14 protein-coding genes are annotated in these 19,682 nt (G+C 39.0%); 4 read left to right on the top strand and 10 right to left on the bottom strand.

The genetic code is table 11. The features are described 5' to 3' along the window. Window positions 1-110: 110 nt before the first annotated feature. From ACYVHJ_RS24100 to ACYVHJ_RS24080, 5 genes are all read right to left on the bottom strand, one after another. Window positions 111-725 (bottom strand): SatD family protein, encoded by a 615-nt coding sequence (locus tag ACYVHJ_RS24100; protein WP_339900830.1) that lies wholly within the window; start codon window positions 723-725, stop codon window positions 111-113. 92 nt (window positions 726-817) lie between these two features. Then, window positions 818-2,530 (bottom strand): L-lactate permease, encoded by a 1,713-nt coding sequence (locus ACYVHJ_RS24095; protein ID WP_460520373.1) that lies wholly within the window; start codon window positions 2,528-2,530, stop codon window positions 818-820. 34 nt (window positions 2,531-2,564) lie between these two features. Next, complete coding sequence (locus ACYVHJ_RS24090; RefSeq protein ID WP_460520370.1) at window positions 2,565-4,451, bottom strand: malate synthase; 1,887 nt, start codon at window positions 4,449-4,451, stop codon at window positions 2,565-2,567. A gap of 457 nt (window positions 4,452-4,908) precedes the next feature. Further along, window positions 4,909-7,065 (bottom strand): xanthine dehydrogenase family protein molybdopterin-binding subunit, encoded by a 2,157-nt coding sequence (locus tag ACYVHJ_RS24085; RefSeq protein WP_460520367.1) that lies wholly within the window; start codon window positions 7,063-7,065, stop codon window positions 4,909-4,911. Between the two features lie 2 nt (window positions 7,066-7,067). Next, window positions 7,068-7,529, bottom strand: a complete 462-nt coding sequence (locus ACYVHJ_RS24080) for a (2Fe-2S)-binding protein (RefSeq protein ID WP_339904833.1) — start codon at window positions 7,527-7,529, stop codon at window positions 7,068-7,070. A 355-nt stretch (window positions 7,530-7,884) separates the two neighbouring features. Between ACYVHJ_RS24080 and ACYVHJ_RS24075 the strand changes: the two genes are divergently transcribed. From ACYVHJ_RS24075 to ACYVHJ_RS24060, 4 genes are read left to right on the top strand one after another with little or no spacing between them, the layout of a single operon-like run. Continuing rightward, a complete protein-coding gene (locus tag ACYVHJ_RS24075) occupies window positions 7,885-8,688 on the top strand; it encodes a DUF5675 family protein (RefSeq protein ID WP_460520363.1) in 804 nt (267 codons plus the stop codon). 37 nt (window positions 8,689-8,725) lie between these two features. Beyond that, window positions 8,726-10,462, top strand: a complete 1,737-nt coding sequence (locus ACYVHJ_RS24070) for an N-acetylmuramidase family protein (protein WP_460520360.1) — start codon at window positions 8,726-8,728, stop codon at window positions 10,460-10,462. Next, complete coding sequence (locus tag ACYVHJ_RS24065; RefSeq protein WP_460520357.1) at window positions 10,450-11,073, top strand: DUF4230 domain-containing protein; 624 nt, start codon at window positions 10,450-10,452, stop codon at window positions 11,071-11,073. Before ACYVHJ_RS24070 ends, ACYVHJ_RS24065 begins: the two co-directional genes overlap by 13 nt. Then, window positions 11,070-13,172 carry a DUF4230 domain-containing protein gene (locus tag ACYVHJ_RS24060; RefSeq protein WP_460520354.1) on the top strand — a complete coding sequence of 701 codons (2,103 nt, stop codon included), beginning with the start codon at window positions 11,070-11,072 and terminating at the stop codon, window positions 13,170-13,172. The genes ACYVHJ_RS24065 and ACYVHJ_RS24060 overlap by 4 nt, the downstream gene beginning before the upstream one ends. A gap of 37 nt (window positions 13,173-13,209) precedes the next feature. Here the strand turns inward: ACYVHJ_RS24060 and ACYVHJ_RS24055 are convergent, their stop codons facing one another. The 5 genes from ACYVHJ_RS24055 to ACYVHJ_RS24035 form a co-directional block, all read right to left on the bottom strand. Then, window positions 13,210-15,549, bottom strand: a complete 2,340-nt coding sequence (locus ACYVHJ_RS24055; RefSeq protein WP_460520351.1) for a GMC family oxidoreductase N-terminal domain-containing protein — start codon at window positions 15,547-15,549, stop codon at window positions 13,210-13,212. Further along, window positions 15,533-17,269, bottom strand: coding sequence for a metallophosphoesterase (locus tag ACYVHJ_RS24050; protein WP_460520348.1), 1,737 nt, complete (start codon window positions 17,267-17,269; stop codon window positions 15,533-15,535). The genes ACYVHJ_RS24055 and ACYVHJ_RS24050 overlap by 17 nt, the downstream gene beginning before the upstream one ends. Then, window positions 17,259-18,698, bottom strand: a complete 1,440-nt coding sequence (locus ACYVHJ_RS24045; protein WP_460520345.1) for a patatin-like phospholipase family protein — start codon at window positions 18,696-18,698, stop codon at window positions 17,259-17,261. Before ACYVHJ_RS24045 ends, ACYVHJ_RS24050 begins: the two co-directional genes overlap by 11 nt. Before the next feature lie 76 nt (window positions 18,699-18,774). Further along, on the bottom strand, window positions 18,775-19,188 hold the full coding sequence (locus tag ACYVHJ_RS24040) for a patatin (RefSeq protein ID WP_339902843.1): 414 nt from the start codon (window positions 19,186-19,188) through the stop codon (window positions 18,775-18,777). Continuing rightward, a complete protein-coding gene (locus tag ACYVHJ_RS24035; RefSeq protein ID WP_460520341.1) occupies window positions 19,181-19,678 on the bottom strand; it encodes a hypothetical protein in 498 nt (165 codons plus the stop codon). Before ACYVHJ_RS24035 ends, ACYVHJ_RS24040 begins: the two co-directional genes overlap by 8 nt. Window positions 19,679-19,682 lie beyond the last annotated feature (4 nt).

Genomic DNA, 19,682 nt, shown 5'->3' with positions numbered 1-19,682 from the left:
CCCGAAAAAAGCTTTAAACAGCTAAATTCGGGGTTTTTGTGTTATGTTTTTGTTAATTATTACGCTGGTTATCAGGTAATTAATAAATCAGCAAGAAGCCCTAAATACTATCATGAGGTAAACTTTGCTATTCGTTTTGGGAAATAATCCACCAATGTATTAATTACTTCAAAATGAGCCCTGGAAAGCCGTGCACTAACTGAGTTTTGACTAATATGCTCCATCGCTCCTAATGCTGTTTGATTTTTTTCAGGGTGCTTGAATGCAAGACACACCATTTTTGCAGAATTGATTGACCAGCTGTCCATGATCGTCAATGCCAACTGAAGCATAAGGTTTATTTCCTCGTTTAGCTCTGTGTATTCGCTCTTAAACATTATCCCCTGCTGCTCCTTTTCAAGCTCCTCAAATATCTCACCCGAATAAACATAAGCAGGCCCATTATTTTCCAATAGTCTATCGGATACATAATGCTCCTCTCCTATGCCCAAGCCCATCCTTATGTCTAACGGTGCTATTGACCTGATGGCAGCCTTCAATAAAATGGCTGCAAATAATAACTGCCCCGGTTCCTTTATTCTCAATTGAAAGCTGTCTCCCCGATAGATTTCCCAATCGCTTCCCTCCTTTCCCCATTCTTTCAATTCTTTCTTTAATTCCTGCATCCACTGAGCTGCCGGAACTTTACGTGAATTGATCAAATCTGCTGTGATGATCCCTATCATTGAATGCTTTATTTATCTACTATTTACAAGATAAACCAATTTATCGATTAATTAGTGGATAAACAAAATTATCGACTAAAAAGAAGATAAATTTAAGTATTTAGCATGAATTGATCCATAACACCGACTATTCCAATAAGGAGGAAGCCAATCAAACCTGTCACCAAAAGGTAATACAAGGTAGGAAGAATGGTTTTGCGAAGCACACTTCCTTCTTTGCCTAGGAGCCCTACTGTGGCGGAGGCTGCTACAACATTGTGTATGGCGATCATATTTCCGGCTGCCGCACCAACTGCCTGCAATGCCAAAATCCAGGTGGGAGACATTCCAAGGTTATCAGCAACTCCGAATTGAAACAAGCTAAACATTAAATTGCTAATGGTATTGCTACCGGCAATAAAGGCACCAAGCGCTCCTATAAATGGAGCAAAGAATGGATAAACCATCCCCACTTTATCTGCCGACCATTCTGCCATCAAAATAGGCATGGACAGCATACCGGAAGCATTCTCTCCTGAGTTAATATACACCCTGACCATGGCAACAGCAAAGAGTAACACTGCACCTGCTTTGAAAATCATTTGTCCACTTTCAGAAAATGCTGCTTTCACTGCCCTGCCATTCATCCCGTGAAGAAAATAAGTAAATACACAAACAATAAGCAGAAGTGTACCGGGCAAATACAAGGGCGTGCTGGTGGCAGCAATATTGGTTCCAAATATGGGATCAATACCAAAAGAAACACTGGTTAGCCAATTTTTAAAAGGCAATTGGGGCAGCCTACTTAATACCAATAACATGGCTAAAAAAACATAAGGTAACCAAGCTAATTTTAAGGAGAATTTTGGCTTCATTGAAGTCATCTCAGCTTCAACTTCATTGTTAAAATTCGCTGCTCCCAACCAGTCTTCAGGCCAGTGCTTGGCTTCTTCCATTTCCCAGGTTAATTTAGGCACCAAAAAACCCTTCCTGGCTGCAGAAACTACCAAAGCCAAACCCACTAAAGCGCCAATAAGAGAAGGAAACTCAGGCCCTAAAAAAAGCCCTGTAATCAGATAAGGAATGGTAAATGACAACCCGGCAAAAATTGCAAAAGGAAAAACCTGAAACCCTTCCTTCCAGGATCTGTTTTTACCAAAAAACCTGCAAAGCATCAAAACCATTAGAAAAGGCATAAAGCTACCGACAAGGGCATGTACAATGGCCGCATTACCGGTGACAGCAGCCAACACATCAGCAATATTTAAACCCATCAAATCTAATCTGGATGTCAATTCAGGGTTTTCCAAACCTCCTTTAACACCAACCAATATGGGCGTTCCCACTGCACCGAAAGTAACAGCAGTGCTCTGCACCATCATCCCCAAAACCACCGCTGCCAAGGCAGGGAAACCAAGTGCAACCAATAAAGGGGCGACAATAGCCGCAGGAGTACCAAACCCGGCTGCTCCTTCAAGAAAAGACCCAAAAAGCCATACAATAATGATTACCTGAATTCTTCGGTCTTTACTAATTCCAAAAAAACCATCCCGAATACGGTCGACAGCTCCTGAATATTTGAGAAAATTAAGCAATAAAATAGCACCAAAAACAATGTATAGGATATCAAAAGTGATAAACAAACTTTGAATGGTGGAAGCCAGAATGGTCAATAGTGACATTCCCCAGAATACAAAAGCCAAAATTGAGGTAAGCACAAAAGTTACCGGCATCGTGAATTTGGCAGGAATACGAAAGCCTACCAACATTACTGAAGCCACCAAAATTGGAAAAACAGCTAGAAAAAACAATAAGGTTTGAGACATCTTTTACAACAAATGTAAACAATCGCTAAAAGCATTAAACAATAAAATCCAGATTTTCTGTGATTCGCTCTCCATTTGTATTCAAGTGGTTGATATAGCGATCAATTCTTTTTTCAGCAAGCTTTAAATCAACATTATTTAGGTTAATATTTAACAAATCAATAAACCATGGAATCTTCTCCACTTGCCCAACATATTTCTTCACAATAGCTTTGGCAATGGGAAGTGTAGTAGCCTTAGAAGCTTCATGAACATCTTTGCTATCCGCAGCTAAAAGTTTATGATACTCCTCTTCCAATAACCTGTTGAACAATTCTTCAGTGAAAATGTCTCCTTGATTTACTCCGGAATCTTTATCAGCCTCGGTAATTTTAGCACCTTTGTGAAGCCACTCCCATAAGATACTCAAGCGTATTTCACCCGTGGCCATATCCTCCATTAGGTAAAGTACATTTTCATTACCAAAAAAGTCAGCCGGTTTCAAAGCCGCAGCTTGCATGCCCTGCCCAAAAGCATTGGCATACTGCAAGCCTACACTTAATAAATTCCTTGCACCTCTAATCGTTCTGGGAGCAGGTTCAAGGTGGATCAAGCCTCCAGCATCTTCTTGGGAATAACTAAGCTTTTCAAAGCTTCTTCCCATTTGATTGGCTTTACCAGTTTTCTCCCAAACGGGGCGAACAATATGAACCATTTTCCAATGGGCAACCCATTTTCCACTTGCTCCTTCCATCAGTTCCCTTTCCGCGCCGGCCAAAGCTTTCTCCATACTTGCGCTTACTCCTTCCGTGGATCCAACAGGTATATTGGGCTCCATCCCCCCTTGCCATAAAGCAAAATTACCTTTGCTATCAGGTGTATTCACTGCTCTTCTTACCCTGTCTTCATAATTCCTCATATAGCCATAAGTCATGCCTATGGACTCTATATTGGGGTTGATAAAGGACTGATCCCATGCCATCGCATCTGATACACTATTGATATAATCCCAGCGGCCGGTATTATAACCTACAAAGTGTTTTCCTAAAGCTGCCCTAATTTCCATAAGTTGGAAAGTTGCTTCTAGCTGCTCCACCAGTACATATACCTTGATGGTTCCATCTTCCAGTTTCAAATGCTTTTCCAAAGCACTGATCATCTTATTCCACAATGCGGCTTCTTCGGCCGTTTGAATTTTTGGCAGGTACAGCACTATAGAAGCGTTTGCCGCTAACAAGGCCTGAAAATTATTCACCACATAAAGTACCAAATCCGCAATGGAAGCTGAAAAAGAAGCTCCACTGCTAATCCGAATATGCCTATCGTCTAAATGAAGTCCCCTGGCCCTAAAAATCTTGGTGGTAAAATTCAGCTGTTCTCTCCAATTAACAATTTTTTCCTGACCAAAGAAGCTTTTACTCCAATTGTTCATTTGGGATGCTACCTCTTCAGCCACTGTAAAAAATGTTGGGGAGCCCTGGATGGCCAATTTAAGGTTTCGTTGATTGTCCAAGGACATGGTAGACACCTGGCCTAAAGCATCTTCTCCATCAAACATCCAACCATCAGCCCCGGAAAGTAAAGCATAAGCTACATTCCGAATACTACTTTCTAAACTTGCATTGGGCTTTGCTCCGGGCCCGGTACCTTGAATCCACTGTTGCTGAAGATCTGAGGGGATTTCAGCTCCTTCAAATTTGCCAGACCTGGCATCCGATACCAGAATATTAGTACCCGGTATATTGGTATCCGGATTTAAAAATGTTAATTTACTCCCTTTTCGACTCCTTTCTTTTCTCCTGCGGAGCCTAATATCCATAAGCTTTTTTACTTCTTCATTAAATGGAGCCATGAATGAAAGGGCATCTATCACTCCTGGAGAATAAACATCCCCATAAGTCTCTCTTAAATTATTCCTGATAAGAATTTCGGAATTACTCATCTTTTTAGTTTCTTCTAGGTTATTGTTTTATGGATTAAAAAACACCCTTTTCCTAATCAGACCTCCACCTACAAGTAAAAGCAAATTGAAAAGGTTTTCATTTGAAATATAGTAAAAGCATAGGAAACAATAATCAAGCAAGATAACAAACCCTTGCAGCTGCCACATTCCCTATTATTTCAATAGCTAATAAATGCTAATGGTTAAATATCTATTTAAATACTTAAGGTAAAAAATTTGTGCAAAGGAAAACCAATTAAAAACATAAAAACTAAACAAATAAAGTGTGTAGAACTCTTCAATGTAAAAAGGATAGGGAGCATTAACCCGGGTGATACATTAGATTTTTGTGTCATACATTGGCTTAATCGGTATAAAAAAAATACCACGGGTAAACAACCCGTGGTAAATCAATCCATCATTATTTTATAAGCCATTCTCAATTGTAACAGCTATGCTAAGCCGGACTTCCCAGGTTAAAATTATTAATACCTTCCTGTTTAATAAATGGCTGATTTCTCATCCGTTGTCCAGACACTTTATAAATGGCATTGGCCACTGCACCACCGGTAGGAGGAAGCGCAGGTTCTCCCAGTCCAGTTGGGTCAATTCCATTGTCAATAAAATGAGTTTCGATTTCAGGAATTTCTTTCATGCGAATCAATCGATAGCTATCAAAGTTCTTTTGATCAGCCATACCATCTGTAAAAGTGAGATTGGCAAACATTGCATGCCCCATACCATCCAACATGCCCCCCCTAACTTGCTGATCTGCTCCGGTAGGGTTGATAACTATTCCACAGTCTGTAACAGCAAATATTTTATCCAGCACTGCTTGACCATCTTTAATTTTTGCCTCAGCTACCTGCGCAACATAAGATCTATGAGAAAAATACACACTAAAACCTTGAGAAACCCCTTCCTTTTTGCCCCAGTTTGATTTTTCTGCCACCGTCTCAATTACACCTTTCATTCGGTCAATATCATAATGTATTTCCCCCACAGGGTTTTTCTTGGCTTTGGCCAATAGTCCTAATCTTAATTCTATGGGGTCCTTGCCCATGGCCTCTGCAACTTCGTCAAGAAATGACTGTTCAGCAAAAGCCAAGAAATTGGTTATTGGCGCACGCCATGCATTGGTGGTAATCGGTGACTTGTAATCAGCCGATCTTATTTCCAGGTTATCGATTGCGCCTGCAGGAAAATTATTCTCTCTCGTTGTATTTCCTGCATTGATGCCGGCTCCACTCAACTTATAACCTATCAACTCATCTTTATTGTTCAAAGCAGCTTCAAACCTATACTTAACGGCAGGCCTATAGGCACCACCGGTGATGTCATCTTCTCTTGACCAAGTTAATTTTACAGGGGCTTTTAGCATTTTAGATAGTTCAACTGCTTCCTCTACAAAATCTGCCCTAAGTCTCCTGCCAAAACCACCTCCCAAACGGGTTAATGCTACACTTACTTTCTCAGGATCTATTCCACAAATCTTTGCTGCTGCTTTTCTAGCACGATCTGGGGTTTGTGAAGGACCTATTAACTCCACACTATCCTCCTTTACATTTGCAAAAAAATTCATGGGTTCCATAGGACTATGGGATAGGAATGGGCATTGGTATTCACTTTTGATTACCCTTGCTGCATTTCTAAAAGCGGTATTTACATCCCCATCCTTTCTTTTGACTTCACCCTCCCCGGAATTCAACAACTCATCAAATTTCTTATCATGGAAGGCTGTAGATTCCAAAGTTCCTTCTATTGGCTCATAAGCAATTTTCAAAAGTTTCCTTGCTTTCATCAGAGGCCAGGTTCCTTCACCTATTACTGCTACATTATTTTTAAAAGTAAGCACATCCTTTACCCCTTTGACATTTTTTGCAGCTTCTGAATCAACCTTTTTCAGCTTCATTCCAAATGGAGGCCTTTGAATCATGGCATGAAGCATATTTTCCCGATAAACATCCAGCCCATACAAAGGTTGTCCCGTAAACATGGCATCATTGTCTACATTTTTTACTGCTGTTCCAATGATTTTAAAATCATTGATGTCTTTTAAAGCTACATTCTCCGGAACCGGCAATGAAGCTGCATCAGTAGCAAGCTCTCCATAGCTGATTTTTTTTGACCCGTGAACAACATTTCCTTTCTCTGTAGTCAAGGAGGATAAAGGTACATCCAATCGCTTTGCAGCGGCCTCCATTAGCATCTGCCTTGCTGTGGCTCCGGCCTGTCTGAGTCTTTGCCAAGAATGAGGCATGGCTCCAGAGCCACCGGTGACCTGTCTATCGTATTTCTCAGTATCCAAAAAAGCTTGCTTCACTCTTACATTAGACCAATCTACATCCAATTCCTCTGCAACAATCATTGGAAAGGAAGTTTTGATATTTTGTCCCAGTTCGGGGTTGGGTGAATAGATGACTACATGGTTTGTCGGGGATATTGATAGAAAACTATTGTAATTGATGGCTTTATCAAAGATTTCATCATTGCTGACAACTTTCATTTTGGGAGAATCACAAGCTGACCAATTAAATCCAATCAGTAAACCACCACCTGCAGTTGCTGCAATTTTTAAAAAATCCCTTCTATTTGATTTTAGTGCTTTGTTCATGATTATTTAATTTTTGATGAGGCCAATAAAACTGCTTCCTTGATACGGTGGTAAGTGCCACATCTACACAAATTGGCATTCATCCCATCGATTACCTCTTCCTCGGTAGGTGAAGGGTTATTCTTTAGCATAGCTGCCGCTGTCATTATCTGCCCGGCCTGACAATAGCCACACTGGGCAACGTCCACTTCTTTCCAGGCTTGTTGCACAGGATGATCTCCTGCTTCCGAAAGCCCTTCGATAGTGGTGATCTTAGCATCTCCTACAGAGGAAATCGGTAATCCACAAGACCTAACAGCAGCATCATTGAGATGAACTGTGCAAGCCCCACATTGTGAAATACCGCAGGAATATTTGGTTCCAACCAGTCCCAAGTTGTCCCGAAGTACCCATAGTAAAGGGGTATCTGAATCAACATCTACCTCATAGCTTTTGTTGTTGACTTGAATTTTGTAATTCGCCATATTTATTTAGGTATAGTTATTTTTTACTTCAATTTTAAAACGCTTAGGTTTCCTAAATTAATTAAATTTTATGTCATTCAAGAAATATGCTTTACAAATCAAGAATCTTTAAAGGTAGATCTAATCAATAACCTATTAATTTGAATCTGAATCATATTCATCTTGTAAAAAAATTCATACCATCCTATCATTACTATTTAGATGTGTTTTTTTGGACGGTACTAATTTTTATTTCTCTACACAACACCTCAAAATAAGCTGTTTATTCTTTTGTTATTGAAAAATAAATAATTAAATTTTGAGGTACAATAAACCAACGCAATTTTTCTACCTCAAACCCTAAATTATTATTAAAATGAATAAATTACCGGGCTTACTGGTTTTGGCCGGGGTTATTTTAGTTGTCCTGTTTTTTTATTCCAATCCCGAAGTTTTGGATAAAATATGGTTATGGCTGGTTGGTTTTATTGGTTATTTAATCATGCTGCTTCGTAAAGGTTTTGATAGATTAAAAGACTTATTTAAAGAAAGTGAAACAGCCCCCATTCAAAAGGCATCTAAGGAAAGCCTTAACGATAAAATTAACCATATAAATATAGCCGATAATCCAGATATAAAAAAGATCAAATCTTTGGTAGAAAATGATGGTGTAGCATCAGTCCCGGAGGCTTTGGTAACCATTCTAAGGTATATAGATGATGGGAATACTACTTTGGGTATGTTGTTTATTGAAAAGAAATTTTTCGCCTACACCTTGGAAGATACTCATCGTGATGAAAAAATACCCGGGGGAACTAGAATTCCGGAGGGACATTATAAACTGGGCATCAATGAAAACCTCAGTCCATTGACGCAACGGTATAGGAATAGGTTTAACTGGTTTTCATACCATATTGAGATAAAAGAAATTCCTAACTATGACAAGGTTTATGTCCATATAGGAAATACGCATAAAGACACAGAAGGATGTATTCTAATTGCGGACGGGGTCAATGCAGCCAATCCTGAAAAAATGATCCTACAATCTCAGAAAGCTTACGAACGCTTCTATAAAATGGTATATCCAAAGATAAACCAAAATGAGCCCTTAACTATCAATATTCTAAACGAAAATTGGTTGGAGCGACTTACTAAAAATCAGCAGCTAGTCAACGCCTAATAAATGATTCAATAACCAATACAGACCGATATACTCCATGGAAAAAAGCCCTTCATCCGTCGATAATCAGGACACAAAGTCTTCCTTTATATCCGAACGAAATTATTTGATAATCCATATCATTTCGATAGTAGTAATCGCTCTTGCTGCCCTGATTTTCATAGTGCCTAGCATGGAAAGCGCCAACCATGCCTTTGCTATCGGCTTTGTGATCATTGTGGCCTTAAGTTTTATCTACGGCTTAATCGCAAGACATATTAGTCCCAAGGTAAAAGACAGGAATCCAAATTTTAACCCATACCATACTTTTTTCTTTAAAGGAACGGTCATCCTTTCTGTCATCCTGGTCATCTTTGCAATTCTCGGTGCCCTCTTTGTTTACATTGAGCATGACAATCTATTTCAGGCGGTAGGCCTTGCCACCACTGTCATCTGGATCGCATTATTCCTCATTTACTTTATGTGGTCTGTTTACCATTACAATATAAATTACGGCTTAACAGACCAGGATTGGCAACGCATTTATGATTTCAGAGACATGCACAGCAAAGGCATTCCTGTAAAAGCTTCTGATCTGGAAATGCCCGAACACAATCCGTATAAAAGTCAAACTTTCGGCTTACCTCCGGGAACAGTAAGGGGCATGATCGCTTTTACCCTGCTGATGGGAGGAATGTCATTGTTGATCGTCAGCTTTGGAACACAATATTCCGGAGTAGATGCAGCCTTATTGAGTCAACAATTTGAATTTTTTGAAACCGCCTTCTTAATGATGATCGCTTTCTATTTTGGGGACAAGTCTCTAAAATACTTACGCGAAAGGTGGGTACCTAAACAAAACAATACCCAAAACGGTGGGCAAGTTCAAAATAATCAATCCCTGTCCCCTTCTTCCTCTCAAGAAAGCAAGGCAATGGTTCCTATGGACAGTCTGGAATTAGACAATGCTTACTTTGACAATGAAGATAGGATCTTTTCCATTGAAAACGGCCTTCAACCTGCAGACGTACCTCCGGCTAGCCAGCAAAGGTCTTTGTTATCCACTTCATTTGAAGCACAACCCGAAATAAGTTTACAAAGAGAAGAATATGTTCAAATCAAAGACAACACCAATAGCAAATTGCTAAGTGACATGGACATAAGGATCGCCTTGGATGAATTGGAAGCGAAGGAAAATATAAAAATAAGCCTACCGGTAATAAAGGCATTGGTTAAGGTGGAGTCTGCAGGCCGTGGACACCTGAGTGACGGAAGGGCTAAAATTCTATTTGAAGGCCACAAGTTCTGGTACTGGCTTAACGCGTTCGGAAAAGATCCGGAAGCCTTAAGTGTAGGTCATGAAGACATTATCTATAAAAAGTGGACCAGAACCCATTATAGGGTAGGTTTAAAGGAATATGACAGGCTTGAAGAAGCCAGAAAAATAGATCCAAAAGCGGCCATTTATGCCACTTCCTGGGGTTTGTTCCAAATACTGGGTGAAAACATGGAACACCATATCAAATCCAGAAATTATAAGGATGTGGAAGAGTTTGAAGCCAAGCAAAACGAATCCGAATATTTCCATTTCTTGGATTTCCTGGCGTTTATTAAAATTAAGAAGGTTCGAGGCAAAGCCCTGATTGAGTACATTTCTGAATCAAATGAAGGAAATTATGATTGGGAATCTTTTGCCTATGGGTACAATGGAAGTGGCTATAAAGTCAATGAATACCATCTCAAGATGAAACACTTTTATGAGCAATTCAAAAATGAGCAAACATGGAAAGCTTAAAATCGAAATTGACCCATATGGCCTTTCTCTTCGGTATTCTAATTCTAATTAGCAGTTGTAAAGAAGAAAAGAGAGGCTTGGTTATAGGTAAAATACAACAAGCCAGTGACCTAGTGGTTACAGAATTTGTTGTGGACAAGGTGGTTTTCGGAAAGAAGGAAAAAAATATATTTTTTGTACCCGTTAATGAAGCCTCATTTTTAGCTTACTCCAGGGCCAAAATTAAAACAGGTATCAACCTCGAAAGAATAAAAGAAGAAGACATCTTGATTGAAGGAAACAAAATAACGCTCTCGCTTCCTACCATTGAAGTGATAAATTTCTCTTATCCTCCAGAGGATTTTATAGAAGATTCATTGGTGTCCAATCCAAAACGTTTTTTGAACTCCATTAACTTGGAAGATCAAGAAACTTTCTTTAGGCTTGCAGAAATGGATATTAGAGACCAGCTTCCTTATATGGGCTTGGTGGAAACCAGTCAAAACCATACCAGAAAATTGATGCATACTTTGCTAAAAAACTTTGATTTTGAGGAAAATTTTATCCATTTCAAAAGTGATTCTTTGAAAGTAAGGCAAATACAAATTTCAGACAATACCATAAATCCATGATAGGTCAAATCCTTGGTAGTGCTCGCCTCATTATACAAATACTGGTAGTAGTCGCTGCAGTAGTATTGGTATACATGTGGAATCCAATGAATGTATTTGGAGGGAAAGCCACATTAAAGCCTACAGCCAATATGGTTTCAGAAATTAGAGAAATGGGCGAAATGATCACTGCTGAGTATTATGGGGAAGTATTGACATCTATTGATGAAGTACAAATTGATTTTCAACAGGAACCTGAAATTAACCTACAGGCAGAAGCGACATTCGAAAAAATTCAGGAGGAGATTGTTAACCTTAGAAACTTCCAAAAACTACCAGTGGATCAACGATTGGAGATTGGTGACCCCAATAAAGTACTTAAAAGAAGAGTGAGAACAAAGACTTTGGTGAATGAGGTAGGGAAAAGCAATATTCTTGAGAAACTTGATTATCTGGGCGATTGGAAAAACACCAGTCGCATGCTTTTTTTCAATGAAGTTTTATCTTTTATTTACCTGAAGCAAAATGATAAAGAAGATGTCATCACAGAACCTTTAAGAGAAAATAGATTAAGAAAAACTTTGGAGAAATGGTACCTTGACGATTCCAATGTGGAATGGTCCATCAAAGCATTTACCTCAGATTTCTTCTCCAGTAAATTATCTGACCTTCCCCGCAGAGAAGCAAAGAAAAAGCTAGCCATGATAGGTAGGGGAACGGTAAAAGCCGGTTTTGATTTTAAAGATTTACAAAACCATATGTACTACCTCAATGAGGAGGTGGGCGAATTGCATATTTTTGGATTGGCTCCTAAAATCTTAAATGCCGACATTAACCCATGGTTTATACCTGAAAAAGGAATCCCGGGTTTTGACCTACTAACCTACAATGGCAAGGTAAACTTTAAAGATAGCAAGAAAGTAAAAATCTATGCGGTCCAGAAGCTAAAAACCAATGCGAGAACTGCTGGAATAATTGATCAGGCTGAGTTAAATGGGGGTCAAACGATTAGTCGGTTAGTCAATTTACTTACAGAAGTAGAAGTCAAAAAGGTAATTTTTCACCATGATGAAATCATAGACCTTACCAAAGAAATCCAGAAGGATCACTATATCAGCTATGAAGAAGCTGCATTGTTTGAAAGGACGCTTGAAGTAGAATTGGACAAAATTGATTCCTTGAAGGAGGCTCAAGAGGATAGGTACAATAACAGGAATTTGGCCGAAAATAAATTAAACACACTGGTTCAAATGCTCAAACAATTACAAACGAATGAGTTTGAGGATCAAAGCTTAACTTATAACCATTTTGCTACCTTTTGGTACCGTATCAGTGAAGATGGACTTATAGATGAGAAGGATTGGATGAAGATTATTAACACCAATAAGGAAATGGTAAACAATCGGACTGCTGCACTGTGGACAAACATGGACACCTTATTGTTAAGAGCCCAATGGAATGTAGGCTTGCACCAAATGCTACAAGATTCAATAGCCATTGGCGAATATCTTCCAAAAACCATGGCCCTGCGTGACTGGGAAAATAGGGACTTGAGAATCCCTGTTAGAAACATCGCTTTAGACCTTACAGATTCAATCGTTTCATTTGACCAGTTCGATCCAAACAATGAAATAAGAGACAGCCTCTTACATTTGATAAGTTTAGAAAAATATCAGCCTGCTGAATGGGATAAATGGATAAAGGAAAAAGAAAGTATTGTAAACATTGGGGAAAAAGACTCCTTGAGCTCTTTTGCCAATAGCCCTTCAAAGTTCTGGTTATACCATAAAGACGATCCGAATCATATTAAAGAAGTAAATATTCCTTTGAATAAAATAACTTTTCCAATGTTACTTGGTTTGGACATTCATAACAATGTGGAGGTTGGCAATCATATTGTATTTAAATCGTCAGAGAACCTATTGGAAGATCTAAAACAGCCCAATTCCGGCCAAGAAAATGGCTTGACTGATAGTCAGCTTGATGGTTTAGAGCAGCATTTAACCAACCTTTACACCCAACACCAAGCTTATCATAACCGAGATTTCCTCACCAGGGCCAATCATTGGTTTTCTGAGAAAATGGAAAGCAAATCCGGAATTCTTGACATGTTCAAATAAAGCTTAACAATCCGATACCTTATCAGGGAATCCATCGTTAAGGTTTAAAATAGGTTTCAAAAACATTACCGGCAAAAAACTTACCGAAAGAACTGATGGCCTTTCTTCCCTCTTCTTTGGTTTTTGGGTGCATGGCCTTAACAGTTCTCAACTGCTTAAGCAGGTCTGAAACCTTGATAACCAACTTACCCTTGCCTACAATATTCCCGGCAGGGGAATTCCCTTCATAAAGCGTAATAAAAAGGGTTGTCGTATCCTTCCAAGCATCCACTACATTGTCGTTGTGGATGTCTTTAAAACCTTCAAAATAAAAATTATCACCTTCAGGGCTGATAAGTTCTGCTGTATAATTCATTCGCTTTCTTTCACTATCCCCCTCATCTTGAATAAATAAATTAAAATCACCATTGTAAGCAGCGATGGCTTCTTTACATATTGCAGGAGCACTCATACTACCAACCATTTTACCTGCATGTTTCTCATTGGTAATAAATGCGTCAATGTCTTCCGTTTGAATGGTTAGGGTAAACTCAAATGTGGTATTATCGATTTTCCCTTTGGCAAAGCCTTTTTCAAAATCTCCCTTTTCACCAATACCAATAAAGCCCTTCATGGTTTCAGTAAATTGCACCCCGGTACCTGTGATTTGATTACCAACCGGCTTGGATGGAGCCACAAAATCATAATTCATATCATAGCCTTTCTCCTCAGCAATAAGCTTACAACTCCTTTCAGTCAGTGCACTGATAGTTAAGAGGGGATTGGTCCCTACGGGTCTAGGTATTATGGCTCCATCTAATACATACAAGCCATCGTGTAAGGCGGTATCACTTTCTCCTGAATACACCTGCCCCTTATGATCCACTACACCGCTATCCACACTGTCTCCCATCCCACATCCTCCCAATGGGTGTACAGTTACCAGATCATAATTCATCAAATTATTCCATGTCGGATTGGGTATTTTAGTTCCTCCCAAAGCCTGAGTGGCACTGAACATCTCTCCACTAACTTTCTTAAAGATCTCCTGTTTACCTACACCTTCCCAATTTAAGTTTAATTTCCCTTCATCATCCATTTTCATGACTCCATTTCCATCATCATGCGTCATCACCAAATAGATTTGGGTATGGGCAACTGCGCCATGAAAAGCTCCTAAAAAAAGGCTTCTCAACTCTCTTAACTTTTCTTTAAAGTAATCTTTAAATCCTCTGTCCGTGTCTTTTCCCACCAACCTAGAAAAAGCAATCAAGGCCTTAGGCATTAAACTTCTTATTGGACCCGGAACGGTTCCTTCCTCAAGGGTCATTCCCGAAGATAAATCTTTGCGTTCTCTTAAGTCGATGATACTGGTGATACAAGGTCCTACATTAGCTATTTGATCCGTTCCCTTATTTCCCAAGCCTATGCCATTGATCCTTTCATCATTGTTATAGCCAAAACCAAGTACATCACCATTGCCTGTAAACCTCATTCCCAATCTGTCAGAAACCTTTAAACCTTTTTTGACAGAACGGAAAAGAATTTCCGTAGAGCCCAAAGAACCGGCACTTAGCACCACATTCTTTGCCCTGACAAACAATAGTGGTGCATCAAAATTATCTCTGCCAATACCAATTGGATGGTAGTAAACCTGCCAATATGATTTAAACTTTTTGACATACCGGACATTAATGGAGGTAAAAATATCTGCCCCATGGTTAAACGCATCCGGTAAATAGTTCATTGCCGTGGTATTCTTTGCGCCTACATTACAACCCGTAACACAGTCCCCACAATTTGTACATTTTGGTTGCTGAACACCAACGTGATTGGTTTTATTTTCAAAATTTACATTGATATCCAATAAACCAAAGTGAGCCGACATATAATCAGCTGATTTGCGCATGGCTTCGGTTTTTTTCAGCACCGGGTAACCATTTTTATTTTCAGGGTATGGATTGGGCTTCAGCATATCCCATGCCCTATCTACCCCTTCTTCAAAGGAGGCCAAGTCTTGCCTTATTGGCAAGGGCCACATTTCATCCTGCATTACCCTTTTCTCCGGTTTAATGGAGACGTTGGCATTTACTAAGGAAGTGCCACCCAGCCCACAACCTTTAAATACATTAATGCCATTTCCCATGGTAAATTCATAGAGACCGTTTTTTTCAAGACTCGTAGATTTCCCCTTTATGAAATTCATTTCTTTTGAGGCACCCAGTAAGGTATCGGGAAATTCCCCGGGCAAAAACTCTTTCCCTTTCTCAAAGAGACAAACAGACTGCCCGGCACGAGCCATTCTAGAGGCTGAGATGCTACCTCCATATCCAGAACCTATAATCACATAGTCATATTCCGGTTGTATACTGCCGAGGGGTTTAGCTAATTTTTTCATTTTTTATAAATATTGGGTCCTCTATCAATTCATAGTTAATGGGTCCTCCTTCAAAACGAGGATTTTTCTCAGTTCCTACTTCTTTCCAATTGCTAACTACATTTTTTACACCTATTGGGTAAATGGTAAGCCCTTCTTTGGTTACCGAAATTCTCAAAAAGTTTTTATACCCTTCCCATCTGTAAGAAGAGGACGCCTCAGTAATGTGGTTCTTTAAAAGGCTAACACTTACCGTTAAATAAAGGCCAAAAATCAAGCAACTTATAAACCCACCCAGAACTACCATCTCAGCGGTAAACAGGGCTATTTGCTTACCATTATCCACCTCAAGTCCCCAAACGGTTAGGTTCATATAGGAAAAAAGCCACAATAAGAAATAAAAATTAATCACATGAAGCAGACCATGAATGACACCTGCGATATAATTGAGTTTCTTTTTTCCTGAGCTGGTATCAGTAAATAATATTAAGCCGGCAAATAATAAGAGGTTAAGAAAAAGAGCTGTAGGAAAGTGTAACAAATTAGAACCTATGACGCTCAAAATTTGAGACAATTCACCTTGGAAAAGGTCGAATTCAGATAATTTTTCCATCAAACTTTCCCCTCCGGTAGGCTTTGTTTGGAGTATCCATGTGGTAAAGACATTGTAAGTCCCAAAAAACAACAACATCGTAAGGCTAAAAAACGGAAAGACGAGGTTTAGCAAACTAAGTTTGGTAGAACCTGATTTTGAGGGGAATGTTTTCTTTAATTCCGCTTTTCTTTCATGGGTACCTATTATTTCTTCTTTTAACGTATGAGTAGGATGCATAAAGGCCCCGCCACCACCGGCAGTAATAAAGTGACATGGCTTGGTTTCGTCTTTTATGGTTTCATACCTGGCATAATGGTGCAAATCACCTGTTAATATTGCTTCGATATTTATTGACTTGTTTTTTTCTTCGTAGTCTTTTTCACCTTGACCCAATAATACCTTATCAATAAAAAATTGTAGCCTATCAAAAGAGTCATTTTTTGTGTCGAAAGATTTGTAAACCCAAGAAGGTTCAGAAGTACAAAGGATCACTTTACTATTGGCGTTGAAATGCTCTTTGGCAATTTTTTTAAAGAAGCATATTTGGGGATAATCAATATCAGCATTTAACTGAATATCAATGGCAATAACCCAGTAATCATAGGGAAGTTTGAGTGCAAAATAGCTTCTGTTTTGCTGGGTTTTCCAATTTCCCAAGGAACGCTTTTGCGTAAATAATCTTAAAAAATTAGTCAATCCATCATACCAATCATGATTTCCTGGAATAGCAAATACATCCGGACGTTCTATGGCTTTTTTATCTTTTGGAAAAGCAGCTGTATAAGGCCCCCTCAACCTATTGTCATATTCTATATTTTCGGGGGTGGGGTAAACTTCATCTCCACCCATTATTAGCACATCCCCCCTTTTGAGGGTTTTCCCTCTCAGTTCCAATTCCTCTCTGGCCAATAGACTGGCCATTGTATAGGTGGAGTTAAATCCATCCCCTAAATCGGATATATAGTCAAACCATAATGCTTCTTTTTTGGAATAATCAAAAGGCTTGCAATCTTGATCAAGTGCTGCCTGAAGCTCTCTTCGGTCAGCAAAATTTCCAAAAACAGAAGACAAGACTGTTTTAACACTTGTGAAAGCCAATTGCTTAGGGTCATACCAATTGACCATTGGTTTTCTTTCAAACTTCATTCTTCAATAGTTTTTGTAACATCCTATATTTAAACACCAAACCGGCATTTGATCCACTTTTCTTTTTGGCTAAGCTTAACAATACCCCTTTAAGCCTAGAAAAGAAGGCCTGATAAAGGGTTCCTGCCATTAAATCGTTTTTTTCTGACAAGGATGATAATTTCAAGTCTATAGATTTAAAAGCAAGACCCATTAACCAATACTTGGGGCCAGAACACTTTAATTCAGCTTTCAAAATGTACTTATTCTCTTTATCATTCAATGCGGTCTCTATTGTCATAGAGGCATTTCCGTTAACATTTTTGACAATCTCAACCGAAGTTTCACCGCCAATCATTTCCACTTTACTCTCCTCGAAATAAAGACTTGAAAAAGCTTCTAGAATTTTAAATTCATTGCAATAAGAAAGTCGCAAGAAAAGATGGAAAACAACTTGATGTCTTTTTTTTCCTTCCAAAATCTCTCCCGAAAATTCCATTGGGATACAAAAATAATCTCCTGAATCTATGGTCTGGGTGGCACTAAAATCAAGTACATCACCTTTTTCCGGCAGTGAATTGAGATAGTTTTTGGCATCCTGATACCCCATATTAATCAGAGCCCTTGCCGTAATTTTCTTTAGAAACAATTCAGGATCCAGGGGCAAGGGGAGCTTTGGCTTTACTACAAAAACTTGAATTTTTCGGGTTTGACCATAGGGCGAATGTCCTAGGTCAATTAGTTGATTGATCCATTTTATTTGCTCAAACTCTTCAAAAATCGCCCCATTGGCACTCATTTCAATGGAGTGCACGTACTGGTTAAGCGAACCTGATAAATAACTCGGGTAATTGCCAATTCCCCAAATCAACCATAAGTCTTCTGCTCCTCTTTTCACTGCCTCCAGTAAATTGGCATCTTTTACCCAAACCGCATCAATAAACCAATCATCCTTTACTTTTAAGGCCGGCATCAAAATTGGCAAAGACACTCCTGCTAACAGGTGGTTTTCTTCTACCTTCCCTGAAGGTATGGTATCCACTGTTTTTTTGGTGAAATTGCAAACTGAAAAAGTAACAGGTAATTTTAGATTATTTATTTTTTCCACTGCCACACCAAAATGGGGCAAGACCTTATCCCGAATCCCATCTGCATCACCAAAAGCCCTGAGGTTCCATGGTCTAAAATATTCCTTTAGTTTGATAAAAGAGGTGAAATGGTTAAAGTTTAAAGTTTTCCATTTTTCAATGATATTTTCCACCGAATGTCCAGAGGCCAGCATGGAAGCATTGAATATACCACCTGAAGCCCCATCTGCATGGGAAAAGACCAAACCATCTTCCTGCATGGCTTTCATTACACCCGCTTGGTAAGCAACACGCATTCCCCCACCCGCAAGTATTAATGCACGGTTCGGTTGATTTTTAGATGGTTGCTTAGTCAATAACATTATAAATAAATTTTATAATAAAGCTTCGCTGAATAATGACAGTGTTCTTCCTTACAATGCTAAAACCTGTAGAAAGTTATGAATTACTTGTATTGAGCACACGTAAATAAATAAAGAAAATCAGTCCGGAAAATAGATCAAAAATGGCAACAGACATGGCTAAAATGGAGAACAAACCATTAAACACGCCTATTGATACTGCTATAAACGCTCCAAATTTTTGAAGTGCCGACCACAATACCACCTGTTTATTGGTTACAGCACTGTAAACTGCATGGAGCAGCATGCCTCCAAATAACGCCATAAACATGCCTACAATTCCGAAGAAATGTGCCGAAGATGCGGTTGCCACTTCCTTTCCTATAAAACCCAGCATAAAAGAAGGGGCTAGCATTTGTACCAACCCTGAGATTAAGGTTATAAATGCAATGAGTACCACCAACAATTCTGTGTACCTAGGAGTCAATCCAAATATTTTTTTTTCAGCCATTGTACTGGTGCTTTGGTTTTGCTTTTGCAATAAAGAAATACATGGTGATAAACCACATGATGGTTAGAATTATCCAGCGAACGTCGTTTAGAAACATCCATTCATCCAGCAGGGCTTTCAAGGTAGCTTCATCTGTCAACCCTGCTTTAAATTGATTGTTGACGTCTTCGATATACATTTGTTGCACCAAAACCGGTGCTAAAAGCCCTGGAATCCACGCCAAGGGCACCCATCGAAGACCTGTTTTCCATTCAGTAATTAGCATAATCACCAATGCTACTGCCATAATAGGAATGGACACAAAGAAGAACTTTGTTGCCAAGTCTGTTTGTGGAATTATGGCGTCATAATAATTTGATAGGTTTAAAGTCTTTGGATAATTTGGAAACCAGAAATAATGTAAGGACCAAAACATTCCTAAATAAATCGATGCACAAAAAAATATGTAAGCATTATTGATGTCTAATAATGTTTTTTTTAGAGGACTCATTTTG

The sequence above is a fragment of the Cyclobacterium sediminis genome (assembly GCF_054781075.1).
Note: the sequence above shows the minus strand (reverse complement) of the source record. Positions and strands in the feature narration are given on the sequence as shown.